The sequence below is a fragment of the Bacillus sp. B1-WWTP-T-0.5-Post-4 genome (assembly GCF_009183795.1).
In the GTDB taxonomy this organism is placed as follows: Bacteria; Bacillota; Bacilli; order Bacillales; family Bacillaceae_G; genus Bacillus_A; species Bacillus_A cereus.
In genome coordinates this window covers 365,526-382,743 of record NZ_WEIJ01000001.1, presented here as the reverse complement: position 1 = coordinate 382,743, position 17,218 = coordinate 365,526, and the positions used below count along the sequence as shown (strand labels likewise).

The following is a 17,218-nucleotide window of genomic DNA, read 5'->3' as shown; positions in this document are numbered from 1 at the left end:
TTATAATATTTGACATGTTGACAGATTATGAAATGAAAGTGAGTGATCCATGTGGATCTAACGCAAATTCAAAACCCTAGTTTTTTGAAAGATATGTCTATCAGTGAACTAGAGGGATTGAGTGAGGATATTCGTAAGTTTTTAATTGAAGAGCTCTCTCAAACAGGTGGACATATTGCACCTAATTTAGGTGTAGTAGAACTCACAATTGCTCTGCACAAATTATTTGATAGCCCGCAAGATAAATTTTTATGGGATGTAGGACATCAATCCTATGTACATAAAATTTTAACTGGACGCGCGAAAGAGTTTGGTACATTAAGGCAATATCAAGGTCTATGTGGTTTCCCGAAACGTTGTGAGAGTGAGCACGATGTATGGGAAACTGGTCATAGCTCGACTTCGTTATCGGCTGCAATGGGAATGGCTCTGGCACGTGATTTAAAGAAAACGAAAGAATATGTTATACCAATTATTGGAGATGGTGCTTTAACAGGCGGAATGGCTTTAGAGGCATTGAACCATATTGGACATGAAAAAACAGACATGATTGTTATTTTGAATGATAATGAAATGTCAATTGCACCAAACGTTGGTGCGCTTCATAATGTGCTCGGTCGTTTACGTACCGCAGGAAAATATCACTGGGTAAAAGATGAATTAGAGTATATATTAAAGAAAATCCCAGCAGTTGGCGGGAAAGTGGCTGCGACAGCAGAGAAAATAAAAGATAGTCTTAAATATTTACTAGTATCTGGTGTCTTTTTCGAAGAGTTAGGCTTTACATATTTAGGTCCAGTCGATGGGCATGATTATGAAAAGTTATTCGAAACGTTGCAATATGCAAAGAAAACAAAAGGCCCAGTACTCGTTCACGTTATTACGAAAAAAGGAAAAGGTTATAAACCGGCTGAGAGTGACGTTATTGGAACTTGGCATGGAACAGGACCTTATAAAATTGAATCAGGTGACTTCGTTAAGCCGAAAGAAGTTGCACCAGCATGGAGTGCTGTCGTTAGTGAAACAGTACTTAAGCTAGCGAGAGCAGATGAGCGTATCGTAGCAATTACACCTGCAATGCCTGTTGGATCAAAACTTGAGAAATTCCAAAAAGAATTCCCAGATCGTATGATTGATGTAGGTATTGCAGAACAGCATGCTACAACAATGGCAGCAGGTATGGCAACGCAAGGAATGAAGCCATTCTTAGCGATTTATTCAACATTTTTACAAAGAGCATATGACCAAGTTGTTCATGATATATGCCGCCAAAATTTAAATGTTTTCATCGGAATAGATCGTTCGGGATTAGTAGGAGCAGATGGTGAAACGCATCAAGGCGTATTTGATATCTCATTCTTACGTCACTTGCCGAATATGGTGCTTATGATGCCGAAAGATGAAAATGAAGGGCAACATTTAGTTTATACGGCGATGCAATATGAAGATGGACCAATCGCATTGCGTTATGCGCGCGGTAATGGACTTGGCGTTCATATGGATGAAGAATTAAAGGCGATTCCAATCGGTACGTGGGAGACGTTAAAAGAGGGTACACAAGCAGCTATTTTAACGTTTGGTACGACAATACCAATGGCAATGGAAGCAGCTGAGCGTCTTGAAAAAGCTGGGGTTTCAGTGAAAGTAGTGAATGCTCGCTTTATTAAACCAATGGATGAAGCATATTTACATGATCTTCTAGGAAAGAATATACCGATTTTAACGATTGAAGAAGCTTGTTTAATCGGTGGTTTTGGAACAGGAGTAGTTGAATTTGCATCTGAAAATGGTTACCATAGTGCATTAGTTGAACGAATGGGTATTCCAGATCGCTTCATAGAGCACGGGAGTGTAACAAAATTATTAGAAGAAATTGGTTTAACGACAGATGCTGTTGTAGACCGTATTCATACAATGATTCCATCAAAACAAAAAAGGGCGTAACAAATGAGCGTAAAAAAAGAAAGAGTAGATGTACTATTAGTAGAGCGAGGACTTATAGAAACGCGTGAGAAAGCAAAGCGCGCCATTATGGCCGGACTCGTATATGCGAATGAGATGAGACTTGATAAGCCAGGAGAGAAAATCTCGCAAGATACTGAGATTACGGTGAAGGGACAAGTTATGCCGTATGTAAGTCGTGGTGGTTATAAACTTGAAAAGGCATTAGAGACATTTCATCTTGATTTACAAGATAAAGTTATGATAGATATTGGTTCATCAACTGGTGGCTTTACAGATTGCGCGCTTCAAAATGGAGCGAAATTATCTTATGCATTAGATGTAGGATACAATCAACTAGCGTGGAAATTACGTCAAGATGAGCGTGTTGTTGTAATGGAACGAACAAACTTCCGTTACGTGACACCAGCAGACTTAGAACGTGGTTTACCTCAATTTGCAAGTATTGATGTTTCATTTATATCATTAAAGCTTATACTGCCAGTTTTAAAAACAATGCTTATGCCTAACGGAGATGTAGCAGCGTTAATTAAACCGCAGTTTGAAGCTGGAAGAGAGCAAGTTGGGAAAAAAGGTATCGTTCGCGATAGAAAAGTACATGAAGCTGTTGTAGAAATGATTGTCGAGTTTGCTTTAAAAGAAGGCTATGATGTGGAAGGTTTAACATTCTCACCAATTACGGGTGGGGATGGTAATATTGAATTTTTAATTCATCTGAAATGGCATGGTGAACGTGAGAATGGCGAAAATCATTCTCCGATTTCTATAGAGCAAGTTGTTACAGAAGCGCATGAAGTTCTAAAACAAAAAGGGAAAGGGGAATAACATATGTTGTTCCTCTTTTTGCTGTAATTGTATAATGATTGTAAAAACAATTGTGTACAAGAAACGAATTATAAGTTAACATAAATAAGTGAAGTATACCAATGTTTAAACTATGGTAAGAGATAGTGTGAGGTGCAAATGTATGAATAAAGGTCAGCGCCATATTAAAATCAGGGAAATTATTGCAAACAAAGAAATTGAAACACAAGATGAATTAGTTGATATTTTACGTAATGAGGGATTTAATGTAACGCAAGCAACAGTATCGCGCGATATTAAAGAACTGCACTTAGTGAAGGTGCCATTACATGATGGGCGCTATAAATATAGCTTGCCAGCAGATCAACGATTTAACCCGTTACAAAAATTAAAACGAAATCTAGTGGATTCATTTGTAAAATTAGACACGGCAGGACATATGCTTGTGCTAAAAACATTGCCTGGTAACGCTCATTCACTTGGAGCACTTATTGATCATTTAGAGTGGGATGAGATCATCGGAACCATCTGTGGTGATGATACTTGCTTAATTATTTGCCGTACACCTGACGATACAGGTGTTGTCTCTGATCGTTTCTTAAATATGTTGTAACAAAAAAATCTTGTTTGCTTTCCATCGTAAAGTGGAAAGTGAACAAGATATTTTTATTGGTTAAAAATATGAATTTTCAATTGTAATATAATATTTTGTTTGCATAAAGTTAGAAAATAGATGGATTGACCCGTAAAACAAATGTTTGGTACAATGAAGCGGGTTAGAAGAGTATATACATACAAATATATAGCATGATTATTTGAATGAAGAACTGAGAAAATCCTTTAGTAAGGGATTATTTTATAACGAGGTGAATGGGGCATTGTTATCGGAATTATCGATTAGAAACTTTGCTATTATTGAAGCATTAAATATTTCTTTTCAAAAAGGTTTAACGGTTTTAAGCGGTGAAACAGGGGCCGGAAAATCGATTATTATTGATGCAATTAGTTTACTTGTAGGTGGCCGTGGGTCAGCAGAATTTGTTCGATATGGAACAGAAAAGGCTGAGATTGAAGGGCTATTTTATGTTGAAGATGAGAAGCATCCATGTATTGAAAAGGCAGAAGAGTTAGATATAGAAATAGAAGATGGCATGATTATTTTAAAGCGTGATATTGCTGCGAACGGGAAGAGTGTATGTCGTGTAAATGGGAAGCTTGTTACACTTAGCATATTAAAAGAAATTGGGAAAACACTTGTTGATATTCATGGACAGCACGAAACGCAAGATTTAATGAATGAAGAACGACATCTGTTTATGCTTGATCACTTTGATGGGGATCGAATCGTTAAACAATTAGACATATATCAAAACGTATACGCTGACTATGAAAAATTAAAAAAACAATTGAAATCGTTAAGTGAAAATGAGCAACAAATGGCACATCGCTTAGATTTAATTCAATTTCAGCATGAAGAAATTCGCAAGGCGGATTTAAAGATGGATGAAGAAAATGAATTAACTGAGGAACGATTGCAAATTTCTAATTTTGAAAAGATTTATAAAGCGTTAGGTGATGCATATCGTTCGTTAAGTGCCGACGGACAAGGGTTAGATAATGTAAGAAGTGCAATGGGGCAAATGGAAAGTATTACACATTTAGATGAAGTGTATCAGGAAAATCATGATTCAATTGCAAATAGCTATTACTTATTAGAAGAGGTTGCCTATCAACTGAGAGAAAAGCTCGATATGATGGAATATGATCCAAATCGTTTAGATGAAATCGAAACACGTTTGAATGAAATTCGTATGCTAAAGAGAAAATATGGAAATACTGTAGAAGAGATTTTAGCGTATGCTGATAAAATTGAACAGGAAATTTTTACGATTGAAAATAAAGACGTTCATATTGAAACGACGAAGAAACAGTTGAAGGAATTAGAAAGTGTTATTCTGAAAGAAGCAACGTTGTTAAGTAATATGCGTCATGAACTTGCAGAACACCTTACAAATGCAATTCATCAGGAATTAAAAGAATTATATATGGAAAAAACGAAATTTGAAGTGAGAATTATGAAGAGAGAAGGAAATGCAGAAGAGCCCCTTGTGGAAGGTGCGCCGGTAAGACTTACGGCGGATGGTTACGATCATGTGGAATTTTATATTTCAACGAACCCAGGAGAGCCGCTAAAACCACTTTCAAAGGTTGCTTCTGGCGGAGAGTTATCTCGTATCATTTTAGCTTTAAAAAGCATTTTTTCTAAGCATCAAGGAGTTGCATCTGTTATTTTTGATGAAGTGGATACGGGTGTAAGTGGCCGGGTCGCGCAGGCTATTGCGGAAAAAATTTATCGAGTATCAGTAAACTCGCAAGTACTTTGTATTACGCACTTACCTCAAGTAGCTTCAATGGCAGATTCACATTTATTTATTCGAAAACAAGTAGCGAATGATCGGACAATTACATCAGTTACTGTTTTAACTATGGAGGATAAAGTAACAGAAATAGCTCGAATGATTTCTGGTGTGGAAATCACAGATTTAACGACGGAGCATGCGAAAGAATTACTTACGCAAGCACATCATTTTAAACAGACAGCAGAGGCTATCCAGTAATGGATAGCTTTTTTTCTCAAATGACGATTTCTTAATTCTTCCGGTTATAAATAAAGCACTGCAAGGAGAGATTAAAAAGTGAAGCCAAGAGGCTGAATGTGGGGTAGGAGCGAGGAGAGTGAACAAGTTGAAATTAGAAAAATTTCGAAAAATAATAGGTCTTTGTCTCCTTGTTTCTTTAGTTTTTATTGGATGTTTTAAACCGCTTCGAACGTTTATTTCATCACCGAAACAACTTGTTGTTTTTGAAGGACAACAATCAGAAATATCATCATTACCAGTTTTCAAAGCTTCATCCACAAATCGTCATGTATTTACAGTGAGTTCGAATGAAGAAAAACAAGGACTTATGGTAAATTCTCATCAAAATGGTGAAGCTGATATGGTATTTCAGCTTGCTGGTTTTCCAGTGAAAAAAGTAAATGTGAAAGTGTTAAAAGATTTTAAAGTGATTCCAGGTGGACAATCAATTGGTGTGAAATTAAATACAAAAGGTGTACTTGTTGTAGGCCATCATTTAATTCAAACTGAAAAAGGTAAAATATCTCCTGGTGAAATAGCAGGTGTACAAATTGGAGATATGATTACTGAAATTAATGGTAAAACAATTGAAAGAATGAGTGATGTAGCACCGTTTATTCATAATAGTGGAGAAACAGGTGAACCGCTTAATCTTGTATTGTTAAGAGATGGAAAATATATTCGTACGAAGCTAACTCCACAAAAAGACAACGGTGAATCGTCTTATCGAATTGGCTTGTATATCCGTGATTCGGCAGCTGGAATTGGAACGATGACATTTGTTCATCCAGATTCTATGAAATATGGGGCACTTGGTCATGTTATTTCTGATAATGATACGAAAAAGCCGATTCAAGTCGAAGATGGACAAATTATGCGCTCGACAGTTACATCAATTGAAAGAGGTAGTCATGGGAATCCAGGGGAGAAATTAGCAAGATTCTCACCAGACCGTGAAGTGATTGGCAATATTACAATTAATAGTCCATATGGTATTTTTGGAAAATTAAATACGAATATGAAAAACGGTATAATGGATAAAGCGATGCCTATCGCATTATCTCATCAAGTAAAAGAAGGACCGGCAAAAATATTAACAGTTATTGATAAAGATAAAGTAGAAGCGTTTGATATTGAAGTTGTTAGTACAGTGCAACAAAAATTCCCAGCCACAAAGGGTATGGTAATAAAAGTAACAGATAAACGTCTATTAGCGAAAACGGGCGGTATCGTACAGGGAATGAGTGGAAGTCCAATTGTACAAAATGGAAAAGTAATTGGTGCTGTTACACACGTATTTGTAAATGATCCAACATCAGGATATGGTGTTCATATTGAATGGATGTTACATCAAGCTGGAATTAATATTTATGATCAAGAGAAAAAAGCGAGCTAATATATATTATTAGCTCGCTTTTTCTGTTGAAAAATTCGTTGAAATTTTGTAAAAGCTCCGCAAGAGGTGTTTTTTGTTGTAAAATAAAAGGAAAGGGTTGAACGTTTCGTTGTATTTCTATGATGGAATGTGTTGCGAAAGGGAATAAATGAACGATAAACATATTTTTTTGTGATTTTATCGGAAAGTAAGAAACTTTAAAAGGGAATTTTCACACAATTGTCGAACAATTCATGTAGCCTAGAAGGATACACATGTCGGAGAATCGATTCGGTAAGGGAGGAAAAGCTGTGGAGAAAATTAAAGTATGTCTTGTGGATGATAATAAAGAATTAGTATCAATGTTAGAGAGCTATGTAGCCGCTCAAGATGATATGGAAGTAATCGGTACTGCTTATAATGGTCAAGAGTGTTTAAACTTATTAACAGATAAGCAACCTGATGTACTCGTTTTAGACATTATTATGCCACACTTAGATGGTTTAGCTGTATTGGAAAAAATGCGACATATTGAAAGGTTAAAACAGCCTAGCGTAATTATGTTGACAGCATTCGGGCAAGAAGATGTGACGAAAAAAGCAGTTGACTTAGGTGCCTCATATTTCATATTAAAACCATTTGATATGGAGAATTTAACGAGTCATATTCGTCAAGTGAGTGGTAAAGCAAACGCTATGATTAAGCGTCCACTACCATCATTCCGATCAGCAACAACAGTAGATGGAAAACCGAAAAACTTAGATGCGAGTATTACGAGTATCATTCATGAAATTGGTGTACCCGCTCATATTAAAGGATATATGTATTTACGAGAAGCAATCTCCATGGTATACAATGATATCGAATTATTAGGATCGATTACGAAAGTATTGTATCCAGATATCGCAAAGAAATATAATACCACAGCAAGCCGTGTGGAGCGCGCAATTCGTCACGCAATTGAAGTAGCTTGGAGCCGTGGGAATATTGATTCTATTTCGTCCTTATTCGGTTATACAGTATCCATGTCAAAAGCAAAACCTACGAACTCTGAGTTTATCGCAATGGTTGCGGATAAGCTGAGACTTGAACATAAAGCTAGTTGAGAGTAAAAGTAGTAGGGGATTTAAGCTTTAGTAAAGCTTAATAATTCTTGAAATTGATACTCGATATCAAATTTAAAGCCAATAAACTTTTTAATGAAAGACCAATGAATGTTATAATTCGTTGGTCTTTTTATTTTGTTGAGAAAAAGAGATTATTTGATAGTGTGGAAAATAAAACCTATTTTCAGTAATATTACATGTAAGTGAGTTTTTTATAAGGCAATAAAATAGATATAGATAGGGAGAAGGGGAATGGAAAATAAAATTTCAACTTGGCTAGGAATAGTAGCAGCTATGGGAGTTCTTGCTATTGCAGTTACATTTGGAATGTTAGAACTTGCAGATAATCCAGTAGATAAAGAAGTGAGCGCTCAAATAGATAAAAAAGAAGACCAAACAATAGTAGGTAGAGAGGTGGATGGGGTCTTTGTTGATGTGTATGTTACTGAAAATTCTACTGAAAGCGAAGTCATTACAGCGATGCATCGCATGACTCATCAAAAAGTGGTGGCAGAACGAAAATCGGGCTCTATCCCAATGATTCAAAGTAATGCTAAAAAATTAAAAGAAATTATAAATAAGAGTAGCTTTACGAAGAAAAATGAACTTTTAGCAATTGCTGATAGATGGGCGAAAAAAGATTTTAGTAAAATTGTAGAAGATCACAATTATTTCTCGGATGCTCAAGAAGATAGCGTTTGTAAAGTAACTAGAGCAATGGATGCGTTAGAAGAGCAACATTATATTTTAACTACATTCGGGGAGGAAAAAGCGAAAGAACTATACGAATCAGGGGATGCTCCGCACGTTCAATAAAAAATAATATAAAGGGCTTCTAGTTTTTTTATGATCGTGTTTTTAGAACGCAATGGGGACTTATAAATAAATAGTCTGCTTTCTTTATGACGTGTAACAAAAAAAGAAAAGATGTGATTCATTATTAAATGATGAAGGAACGGCTAAATCACATCGTAGTACATCTGTTAAAGGATTTTAGTAGGAAAGGCATCCGTGATATAATAGAAAATAATAAAAAGTCCTGCAAAACAGGACTGTATTATTCTTCGTCTTTATTTTGTTTTTCTAATTCAACTAGCTTTTGAATTAAAATGTGCTGCGGCATATGCATGAGTTGTTCAAGTGGAACACCTAGTGCTTTTGATAAGCGGACTGCAGTATCTGGAGAGATTTGTAATGGTCTCATAGAAGTACCTCCTTTTTCGTATAGTATAGCATAAGATTGGGGGAGTGAGGATGACTCTTATATTTGCACATCGTGGTGCGGCTGGAACGTACCCAGAAAATACAATGATTTCATTTGAAGCGGCTGAGTCTTTTAGAGCGGATGGAATTGAACTTGATGTTCAATTAACGAAAGATGGAAAAGTTGTCGTCATTCATGATGAAACGGTGGACCGGACAACAAATGGAAAAGGCGCGGTTCGGAATTATGTATATGAGGACTTATGCAAGTTAGATGCAAGTTATAAATTTGGTGATAAAGTAGGTTTTTGTAAAATACCACTTTTAGAAGAGGTATTAGAATGGCTTGAACAAACGAGTTTGCTACTTAATATTGAACTTAAAAATAATAAAATTCCATACAGAGGTTTAGAGGAAGAAGTTATAACGCTTGTGCGGAAATTTAGTCTAGAGGATCGTGTTATATTTTCTTCGTTTAATCACTACAGTATGAAACGGTGCCATATGATGGCTCCTGATATTCAAACAGCAATTTTATATCGCGAAGGTTTGCATAGTCCGTGGGCATACGCGAAAAAAATGGGGGCTACAGCAGTACATCCGAATTATCGTTACCTTCAAGATGCTATTGCCGAACTAACGATGGAAAGTGGTGTAGAGGTTCGCCCTTATACAATTAATGAAGAAACGCTTATGCGTAAATATTTTGATATGAATATATCGGCGATTATTACTGATTACCCTGAAACGGCAAGAACGTTAATGCCAATAAAAAAATGAGACCGCGTGTAACGGTCTCATTTTTTTATTTATAAATAGTGAGGCATTCCTATCTTCTAAAGCGAGCTTGTACTTTATTTCGTTTACGGTCTCGGTGCAAGACGAAGCCACCGAAGATATAAAACCCGAGCCCGAAGCAGAGAGCGCCGATTAAAAATTGTAACCACAGTATAGAGATTGGTGGAAATAGAATCCCGAATACAGTATCTCTCATTAACTTTATACCAAACACAGCTAATGAAATAGGGATGAGTGCTAATAGTAGAGCAACGTAACGCTGCATACATAACGCTCCTTTTCAGATTATTTCGTATATTTTAATGATGTTATAGGGAAAGGGGGTTTGTCAAGAGGGTGCTGAACGAGTAAGATAAAAGTGTGAAAAAATTTGCAGAGTTACTTCGAGAGGAAGTGGGATATATGAAACAAAAAGTATTAATTGTTGGTGCAGGTGAAGGCGGGAGCGCACTGCTGAATCTGTTACAAAGTTCGAATATATTTCAAATTATAGGGATTATTGATATAAATCCGTTGGCAAAAGGACTACAAATTGCTAAGGAATACGGGATTGCAATTGGAGAAAGTGTAACTCCATTTCTTTCTATGCATATCGATGTAATATTTGATATGACAGGTGAAGATGATGTGCATAAGGTTTTATTGGAAAAAAAGAAAAAAGACACTCTTCTTATACCAGGTGATATCGCAAAAATTGTTACAGGATTAGCGCATGAGAAGGAAGGGCTAATTGGGCGATTAGAGGAACAAACGCAACAAGGAGAATTAATTTTAAATTCTACACATGATGGCATGATCGTAATTGATCGAGAGGGACAAGTTCGTCTTTTTAATAAAAGTGCAGAGCGTATTATCGGATATAAAAAAGAAGAGGCGATAGGAAAATATATTTTAGAAGTCATTCCAACTAGTAAATTACTTCGCATTATACGTACGAAACAAATAGAAGTAAATTATGAACTAACATTAGAGAATGGAAAGAAAATTATTACAACGCGTATACCGATATTAAAAGAGGGCGGAGAGGTACAAGGGGCATTTGCAATTTTTAAAGATATAACAGAAGTTGTAGATTTAGCGGAAGAAGTTACAGATTTAAAGGAAATTCAAACACTATTAGAGGCAATTATTAACTCATCTGAAGAAGCAATTTCGGTTGTGGATGAAAAAGGAAGAGGTTTAGTCATTAACCCGGCATATACGAAATTAACGGGTTTAACAGAAGAAGATATTATTGGGAAGCCTGCTACAACTGATATTGTAGAAGGCGAAAGTATGCATATGAAAGTACTTCGAACGCGTCGTGCGGTGCGCGGAATACATATGAAGATTGGGCAAAAAAAGCGCGATGTAATTGTAAACGTGGCACCAGTCATTGTGGATGGAATATTGAAAGGAAGCGTCGGCGTTATCCGTGACGTGTCGGAAATTCAAAAGTTAACAAATGAATTGAATAGAGCAAGGCAAATTATTCGCACATTAGAAGCGAAATATTCATTTGATGATATTGTCGGGAATTCAGATGAAACAACGGCAGCTATCGAACAGGCGAAGCTAGGAGCAAATACACCAGCAACAGTACTGTTACGCGGTGAATCTGGGACTGGTAAAGAATTGTTTGCACATGCAATCCATAATGGAAGTAATCGAAAATACAATAAGTTCGTCCGTGTAAACTGTGCAGCCATTTCGGAGACGTTGTTAGAAAGTGAATTATTTGGTTATGAGGAAGGGGCGTTTTCTGGAGCGAAAAGAGGCGGGAAACGTGGGTTCTTTGAGGAAGCAAATAACGGTAGTATTTTTTTAGATGAAATAGGGGAGTTATCTGCAAATACACAAGCGAAACTCCTTCGTGTACTGCAGGAAAAAGAAATTGTAAAAGTTGGTGGAACGAAAGCGATACCTATTAATGTTCGAGTAATTGCAGCGACGCATGTGAATTTAGAAAAGGCTATTCTAGAAGGGAAGTTTAGGGAGGATTTATATTATCGATTAAATAAAATCCCAATTCAAATTCCATCTCTTCGTCAACGTAAAGGAGATATACCGACAATTGCGGACAGATTGATTCAAAAAATTAATCAAGATTACGGTCGTAATGTAGAAGGGCTCACTGATTCAGCCATTTTATATTTACAATCATACGAATGGCCAGGGAATGTGAGGGAACTTGAAAATATTCTGGGAAGAGCTATTATCTTTATGAATTATAACGAGACCTATATTGATGTACACCATTTACCGCCATTACATAACGAAGAGCAGGTGGAGTCAAAGCAATCACATTTATTACCTGAATTAGAAGAAAAGCCACTTGAACATTTAGTGACAGAGTTTGAAGGGAATATTATTCATGAATATTTGGAGAGATTTGATGGGAATAAAACGCAAACTGCAAAAGCGTTAGGAATTTCCGTTCGAAATTTATATTACAAGCTAGAAAAGTATGACCATGCAAAAAATAGCATGCAATAAATTGCGTACCGTGCAATTTATTGCATGGTATACAAAAAGCGACAAAATAAGACAGAATCTTTTGTTATTTTCCAAAGTATTGATTTTACTGCATTTTGAATGCGTTTTCATTATTGGTAAGACCACTTTTAAAAGTTGGCACGGTATTTGCTTTATAAATAGACGAGGGACGACGGAAAGGGTTGATTACAAAATATGAAGTTAGAATACTTAATTGATCAAGCAGCAGGGAAGCCTAAAAAAACTGTGGCTGTAGCAGTAGCTGAAGATCATGAAGTAATTGAAGCTGTAGCGAAAGCAATTAAATTACAGCTAGCTCAATTTCGTCTATATGGAAATCAAGAAAAAATAATGGGGATGCTAGAAGAACATGGTTTACAAACTTCAGAACATGTTGAAGTGATTGCAGCAATGTCTAGTGCAGAGGCTGCAGAACTTTCTGTTAAAGCTGTGAGAAATGGTGAAGCAGACGTGCTTATGAAGGGGAACATCCCAACAGCGAATATTTTGAAGGCTGTGTTAAACAAAGAGTGGGGCCTACGTAAAGGTAGCGTACTTTCACATGTAGCAGCATTTGAAGTTCCAAATTACAATCGTCTTATTTTCGTTACAGATGCAGCGATGAACATCGCACCTGATGTAACACAAAAAGCTGCTATTATACAAAATACTGTAGAAGTTGCCCAGGCAATAGGAATCGACTTGCCAAAAGTGGCACCAATTGCAGCAGTAGAAGTTGTGAATCCAGCGATGCAGGCGACAATTGATGCAGCGATGTTAACACAAATGAATCGCCGCGGACAAATTAAAGATTGTATCGTTGATGGACCACTTGCTTTAGATAATGCAGTATCACAAATTGCAGCAGAGCATAAAGGCATAGTAAGTGATGTAGCAGGTAAGGCAGATATTTTACTCGTCCCAACGATTGAAGCTGGAAATGTGCTATATAAATCACTCGTATACTTTGCGGATGCAAAAGTAGGAGCAATGATTGCTGGCGCAAAAGCACCGATTGTTTTAACATCTCGTGCTGATTCAGCAGAAACAAAAGTATATTCATTAGCATTGGCAGTTGCGACTGCTTCAAAATAAACCAAAAAGGGTAAAACATTAGGGGGAAACGACAATGACATTAGAAATCTTCGAATACTTAGAAAAATATGATTATGAGCAAGTAGTATTTTGTCAAGATAAAGAATCTGGTTTAAAAGCAATTATTGCAATTCATGATACAACACTTGGACCGGCTCTTGGTGGAACAAGAATGTGGACATATGATTCTGAAGAAGCGGCGATTGAAGATGCATTGCGTCTTGCAAAAGGGATGACATACAAAAACGCAGCAGCTGGCTTAAACTTAGGTGGTGCGAAAACAGTAATTATCGGTGATCCTCGTAAAGATAAGAGCGAAGCAATGTTCCGTGCACTAGGACGTTATATCCAAGGACTAAACGGACGTTACATTACAGCTGAAGATGTTGGTACAACAGTAGATGATATGGATATTATCCACGAAGAAACTGACTTTGTAACAGGTATCTCACCATCATTCGGTTCTTCTGGTAACCCATCTCCAGTAACTGCATACGGTGTTTATCGTGGTATGAAAGCAGCTGCGAAAGAAGCTTTCGGCACTGACAATTTAGAAGGAAAAGTAATTGCTGTTCAAGGCGTTGGTAACGTAGCATATCATCTATGCAAACATTTACACGCTGAAGGAGCAAAATTAATCGTTACAGATATTAATAAAGAAGCTGTACAACGTGCTGTAGAAGAATTCGGTGCATCAGCAGTTGAACCAAATGAAATTTACGGTGTTGAATGCGATATTTACGCACCATGTGCATTAGGCGCAACAGTTAATGATGAAACTATTCCACAACTTAAAGCAAAAGTAATCGCAGGTTCTGCAAATAACCAATTAAAAGAAGATCGTCACGGTGACATCATTCATGAAATGGGTATTGTATACGCACCAGATTATGTAATTAATGCAGGTGGCGTAATTAACGTAGCAGACGAATTATATGGATACAATAGAGAACGTGCACTAAAACGTGTTGAGTCTATTTATGACACGATTGCAAAAGTAATCGAAATTTCAAAACGCGATGGCATAGCAACTTATGTAGCGGCAGATCGTCTAGCTGAAGAGCGCATTGCAAGCTTGAAAAATTCTCGTAGCACTTACTTACGCAACGGTCACGATATTATTAGCCGTCGCTAATCATTCATATATAACTTTTACAAAAGGTGTGGTTACCTCTTATGAGGTTTCCACTTCCTTTTGAATTTATTAGTGGAGGTAGCAACATTGTCTGTAAATCGAATTCTTGTTATTAACCCAGGTAGTACATCCACAAAAATTGGTGTTTTTGATAATGAAAGACCCGTTCTAGAAGAAACGATTCGTCATGACGTAGAACAGATTGGAAAATATAAGAGAATTATCGACCAATATGAGTTTCGAAAAGAAACGATTTTAGAAGTTCTACATTCTCATGGTATTAACATTTCAAAATTAAACGCTGTTTGTGGGCGTGGTGGATTACTTCGTCCAATCGAAGGCGGTACGTATACAGTAAACGATGCGATGTTAGAAGATTTGAAAAATGGCTTTAGCGGTCATCACGCTTCAAACCTTGGAGGCATTTTAGCATATGAAATTGCTTCTGGATTAAACATTCCTGCATTCATTGTAGATCCTGTCGTTGTAGATGAGATGGAGCCGGTTGCTCGTATAAGTGGCATTGCTGGTATGGAACGCAAAAGTATCTTCCATGCATTAAATCAAAAAGCAGTTGCTCGTAAAGTAGCTGAACAGTTAAATCAAAAATACGAGGATTTAAATTTATTAGTTACACATATGGGCGGTGGTATTACAGTTGGTGCTCATAAAAAAGGAAGAGTAATCGATGTGAATAACGGTTTAAACGGAGAAGGACCATTTAGTCCAGAGCGCGCTGGTACAGTACCAGTAGGGCAACTAGTAGAAATGTGTTTCTCTGGTGAGTATTACCGTGATGAAATGATTAAAAAACTTGTCGGACAAGGTGGACTTGTAAGTTTAATCGGTACAAATGATGCGATTAAAGTAGAGCAAATGGTTGAAAAAGGTGATCCTGAAGCAACTCTTATTTATAAAGCAATGGCATATCAAGTTGCAAAAGAGATTGGCGGAGCTAGCGCTGTACTTCACGGGAAAATCGATGCAATCGTATTAACTGGTGGACTGGCATACAGTAAAATTCTTGTCGATGAAATAAAAGAGCGAGTGGACTGGATTGCAGATGTTATCGTACATCCAGGCGAAGATGAGTTAGAAGCGTTAGCAGAAGGAGCACTTCGTGTATTACGTGAAGAAGAAGCTCCAAAAGAATACGTTGTACGTGAAAAAGAAACGGTAGCTAGGGGTTGAGATAATGGCAAAAGAATATGATTTAGTCATCGTTGGCGGCGGTACTGGTGGATATGTTGCTGCAATTCGTGCATCACAACTAGGGTTAAAAACTGCACTAGTCGAAAAAGAAAATCTTGGTGGTACTTGTTTACACAAAGGATGTATTCCTAGTAAAGCTCTTTTACGTAGTGCGGAAGTATATGCAACTGCTAAAAAAAGCGAAGAGTTCGGAGTTATTGCAAGCAATGTAGAACTAAACTTTGCGAAAGTACAAGAGCGTAAAGAGAAGATAGTAACGCAGCTTCATAAAGGCGTTCAACATTTAATGAAACAAGGTAAAATTGATGTGTTTGAAGGTATTGGCCGTATTCTTGGCCCATCTATTTTCTCTCCGATGCCAGGGACAATTTCAGTTGAACTTGCAAGTGGAGAAGAGAATGAAATGTTAATTCCAAAAAATGTACTTATTGCAACAGGTTCTCGTCCAAATTCATTACCAGGTTTAGAATTAGATGGAGAGTACGTAATGTCTTCAGATCATGCTCTAAAAATGGAAACGCTTCCTAGTTCGATTATTATCGTTGGTGGCGGTGTAATCGGTATTGAGTGGGCATCTATGCTTGCTGACTTCGGTGTAGAAGTTACAGTATTAGAGTATGCGAAAACGATATTACCACTAGAAGATCAAGACGTTTCAAAAGAAATGCAACGTCTATTCAAGAAAAAAGGTATTAAAGTGGTAACTGGTGCAAAAGTATTACCAGAAACATTGGTAAAAGATAATGGAGTAACAATCCAAGCTGAACACAACGGTGAAAATAAAGAATTTAAAGCAGAAAAAATGCTTGTATCTGTAGGAAGACAAGCGAATACGCAAAATATTGGCTTAGAGAACACAGATATCGTTGTGGAAAAAGGATACATTCAAACAAATGAGTTTTATCAAACGAAAGAATCGCATATTTACGCAATTGGAGATGTAATCGGTGGCCTGCAACTTGCTCACGTTGCTTCTCATGAAGGAATTGCTGCAGTAGAACATATTGCAGGGAAAGAAGTTACACCAATTGATTACTCTATGGTATCAAAATGCGTATATAGCAGTCCAGAAGTTGCTTCTGTCGGTTTAACAGAACAAGAAGCGAAAGAAAAAGGCTATAAGTTAAAAGTAGGTAAGTTCTCATTCCGCGCAATCGGAAAAGCACTTGTATACGGAGAATCAGATGGTTTCGTAAAACTTGTAGTTGATGAAGAGACAAATGACATTCTTGGTGTTCATATGATTGGACCACATGTAACAGATATGATTTCTGAAGCGGGTCTTGCAAGAGTACTTGATGCAACACCTTGGGAAGTAGCACATACAATTCATCCGCATCCATCATTATCTGAGGCGATTGGTGAAGCAGCACTTGCTGTAGATGGAAGAGCGTTACACGCATAAAAATGTGGA

15 protein-coding genes are annotated in these 17,218 nt (G+C 37.0%); 13 read left to right on the top strand and 2 right to left on the bottom strand.

The annotated features are described in order from the left end of the window. The first annotated feature begins 51 nt into the window (after positions 1–51). The 7 genes from dxs (at position 52) to GBN91_RS02025 (ending at position 8,702) form a co-directional block, all read left to right on the top strand. Positions 52–1,944 carry a 1-deoxy-D-xylulose-5-phosphate synthase gene (gene dxs, locus GBN91_RS02060; protein ID WP_000366452.1) on the top strand — a complete coding sequence of 631 codons (1,893 nt, stop codon included), beginning with the start codon at positions 52–54 and terminating at the stop codon, positions 1,942–1,944. A 3-nt stretch (positions 1,945–1,947) separates the two neighbouring features. After that, positions 1,948–2,787, top strand: coding sequence for a TlyA family rRNA (cytidine-2'-O)-methyltransferase (locus tag GBN91_RS02055; protein WP_000111875.1), 840 nt, complete (start codon positions 1,948–1,950; stop codon positions 2,785–2,787). Between the two features lie 142 nt (positions 2,788–2,929). Beyond that, on the top strand, positions 2,930–3,379 hold the full coding sequence (argR, locus tag GBN91_RS02050; RefSeq protein ID WP_001032580.1) for an arginine repressor ArgR: 450 nt from the start codon (positions 2,930–2,932) through the stop codon (positions 3,377–3,379). Positions 3,380–3,644: 265 nt separating this feature from the next. Beyond that, positions 3,645–5,384, top strand: coding sequence for a DNA repair protein RecN (gene recN / locus GBN91_RS02045; protein ID WP_000947767.1), 1,740 nt, complete (start codon positions 3,645–3,647; stop codon positions 5,382–5,384). 118 nt (positions 5,385–5,502) lie between these two features. After that, positions 5,503–6,801, top strand: a complete 1,299-nt coding sequence (gene spoIVB / locus GBN91_RS02040; protein WP_152121226.1) for a SpoIVB peptidase — start codon at positions 5,503–5,505, stop codon at positions 6,799–6,801. 290 nt (positions 6,802–7,091) lie between these two features. Continuing rightward, entirely contained in the window at positions 7,092–7,886 is a 795-nt protein-coding gene (spo0A, locus tag GBN91_RS02030) for a sporulation transcription factor Spo0A (RefSeq protein ID WP_011110369.1), read from the top strand. Between the two features lie 252 nt (positions 7,887–8,138). Beyond that, positions 8,139–8,702: a PRK06770 family protein gene (locus GBN91_RS02025; protein ID WP_000428229.1), complete on the top strand. Its 564-nt coding sequence runs from the start codon at positions 8,139–8,141 to the stop codon at positions 8,700–8,702. A 241-nt stretch (positions 8,703–8,943) separates the two neighbouring features. Here GBN91_RS02025 and GBN91_RS02020 read toward each other — a convergent pair whose 3' ends face one another. Beyond that, positions 8,944–9,090 carry a YycC family protein gene (locus GBN91_RS02020; RefSeq protein WP_001247671.1) on the bottom strand — a complete coding sequence of 49 codons (147 nt, stop codon included), beginning with the start codon at positions 9,088–9,090 and terminating at the stop codon, positions 8,944–8,946. A gap of 50 nt (positions 9,091–9,140) precedes the next feature. Between GBN91_RS02020 and GBN91_RS02015 the strand changes: the two genes are divergently transcribed. Next, a complete protein-coding gene (locus GBN91_RS02015; protein WP_000172583.1) occupies positions 9,141–9,869 on the top strand; it encodes a glycerophosphodiester phosphodiesterase in 729 nt (242 codons plus the stop codon). A gap of 49 nt (positions 9,870–9,918) precedes the next feature. Here GBN91_RS02015 and GBN91_RS02010 read toward each other — a convergent pair whose 3' ends face one another. After that, positions 9,919–10,152 carry a DUF2627 domain-containing protein gene (locus GBN91_RS02010; protein WP_001190211.1) on the bottom strand — a complete coding sequence of 78 codons (234 nt, stop codon included), beginning with the start codon at positions 10,150–10,152 and terminating at the stop codon, positions 9,919–9,921. 137 nt (positions 10,153–10,289) lie between these two features. On the opposite strand from GBN91_RS02010, the gene GBN91_RS02005 reads away from it, so the two are divergent. The 5 genes from GBN91_RS02005 to lpdA all read left to right on the top strand — a co-directional run bounded on the left by GBN91_RS02005 (position 10,290) and on the right by lpdA (position 17,209). Next, positions 10,290–12,362 carry a sigma-54 interaction domain-containing protein gene (locus GBN91_RS02005; RefSeq protein ID WP_033666632.1) on the top strand — a complete coding sequence of 691 codons (2,073 nt, stop codon included), beginning with the start codon at positions 10,290–10,292 and terminating at the stop codon, positions 12,360–12,362. A 195-nt stretch (positions 12,363–12,557) separates the two neighbouring features. Next, positions 12,558–13,457, top strand: coding sequence for a phosphate butyryltransferase (gene yqiS / locus GBN91_RS01995; protein WP_048536130.1), 900 nt, complete (start codon positions 12,558–12,560; stop codon positions 13,455–13,457). A 34-nt stretch (positions 13,458–13,491) separates the two neighbouring features. Next, the gene (locus tag GBN91_RS01990; protein ID WP_000171355.1) at positions 13,492–14,592 is read left to right on the top strand and encodes a leucine dehydrogenase; all 1,101 of its coding nucleotides are present in this window, start codon (positions 13,492–13,494) and stop codon (positions 14,590–14,592) included. An 87-nt stretch (positions 14,593–14,679) separates the two neighbouring features. Then, complete coding sequence (gene buk / locus GBN91_RS01985) at positions 14,680–15,783, top strand: butyrate kinase (protein WP_152121225.1); 1,104 nt, start codon at positions 14,680–14,682, stop codon at positions 15,781–15,783. A gap of 4 nt (positions 15,784–15,787) precedes the next feature. Then, positions 15,788–17,209: a dihydrolipoyl dehydrogenase gene (gene lpdA, locus GBN91_RS01980; protein WP_001051289.1), complete on the top strand. Its 1,422-nt coding sequence runs from the start codon at positions 15,788–15,790 to the stop codon at positions 17,207–17,209. Positions 17,210–17,218 lie beyond the last annotated feature (9 nt).

What these genes read in the sequence shown, in the direction of transcription:
- yqiS (WP_048536130.1), top strand. Translation starts at nt 12,558, where the DNA reads ATGAAGTTAGAATACTTAATTGATCAAGCAGCAGGGAAGCCTAAAAAA.
- GBN91_RS02005 (WP_033666632.1), top strand. Translation starts at nt 10,290, where the DNA reads ATGAAACAAAAAGTATTAATTGTTGGTGCAGGTGAAGGCGGGAGCGCA.
- argR (WP_001032580.1), top strand. Translation starts at nt 2,930, where the DNA reads ATGAATAAAGGTCAGCGCCATATTAAAATCAGGGAAATTATTGCAAAC.
- GBN91_RS02010 (WP_001190211.1), bottom strand. Translation starts at nt 10,152, where the DNA reads ATGCAGCGTTACGTTGCTCTACTATTAGCACTCATCCCTATTTCATTA.
- GBN91_RS02025 (WP_000428229.1), top strand. Translation starts at nt 8,139, where the DNA reads ATGGAAAATAAAATTTCAACTTGGCTAGGAATAGTAGCAGCTATGGGA.
- GBN91_RS02055 (WP_000111875.1), top strand. Translation starts at nt 1,948, where the DNA reads ATGAGCGTAAAAAAAGAAAGAGTAGATGTACTATTAGTAGAGCGAGGA.
- GBN91_RS02020 (WP_001247671.1), bottom strand. Translation starts at nt 9,090, where the DNA reads ATGAGACCATTACAAATCTCTCCAGATACTGCAGTCCGCTTATCAAAA.
- GBN91_RS02015 (WP_000172583.1), top strand. Translation starts at nt 9,141, where the DNA reads ATGACTCTTATATTTGCACATCGTGGTGCGGCTGGAACGTACCCAGAA.
- GBN91_RS01990 (WP_000171355.1), top strand. Translation starts at nt 13,492, where the DNA reads ATGACATTAGAAATCTTCGAATACTTAGAAAAATATGATTATGAGCAA.
- lpdA (WP_001051289.1), top strand. Translation starts at nt 15,788, where the DNA reads ATGGCAAAAGAATATGATTTAGTCATCGTTGGCGGCGGTACTGGTGGA.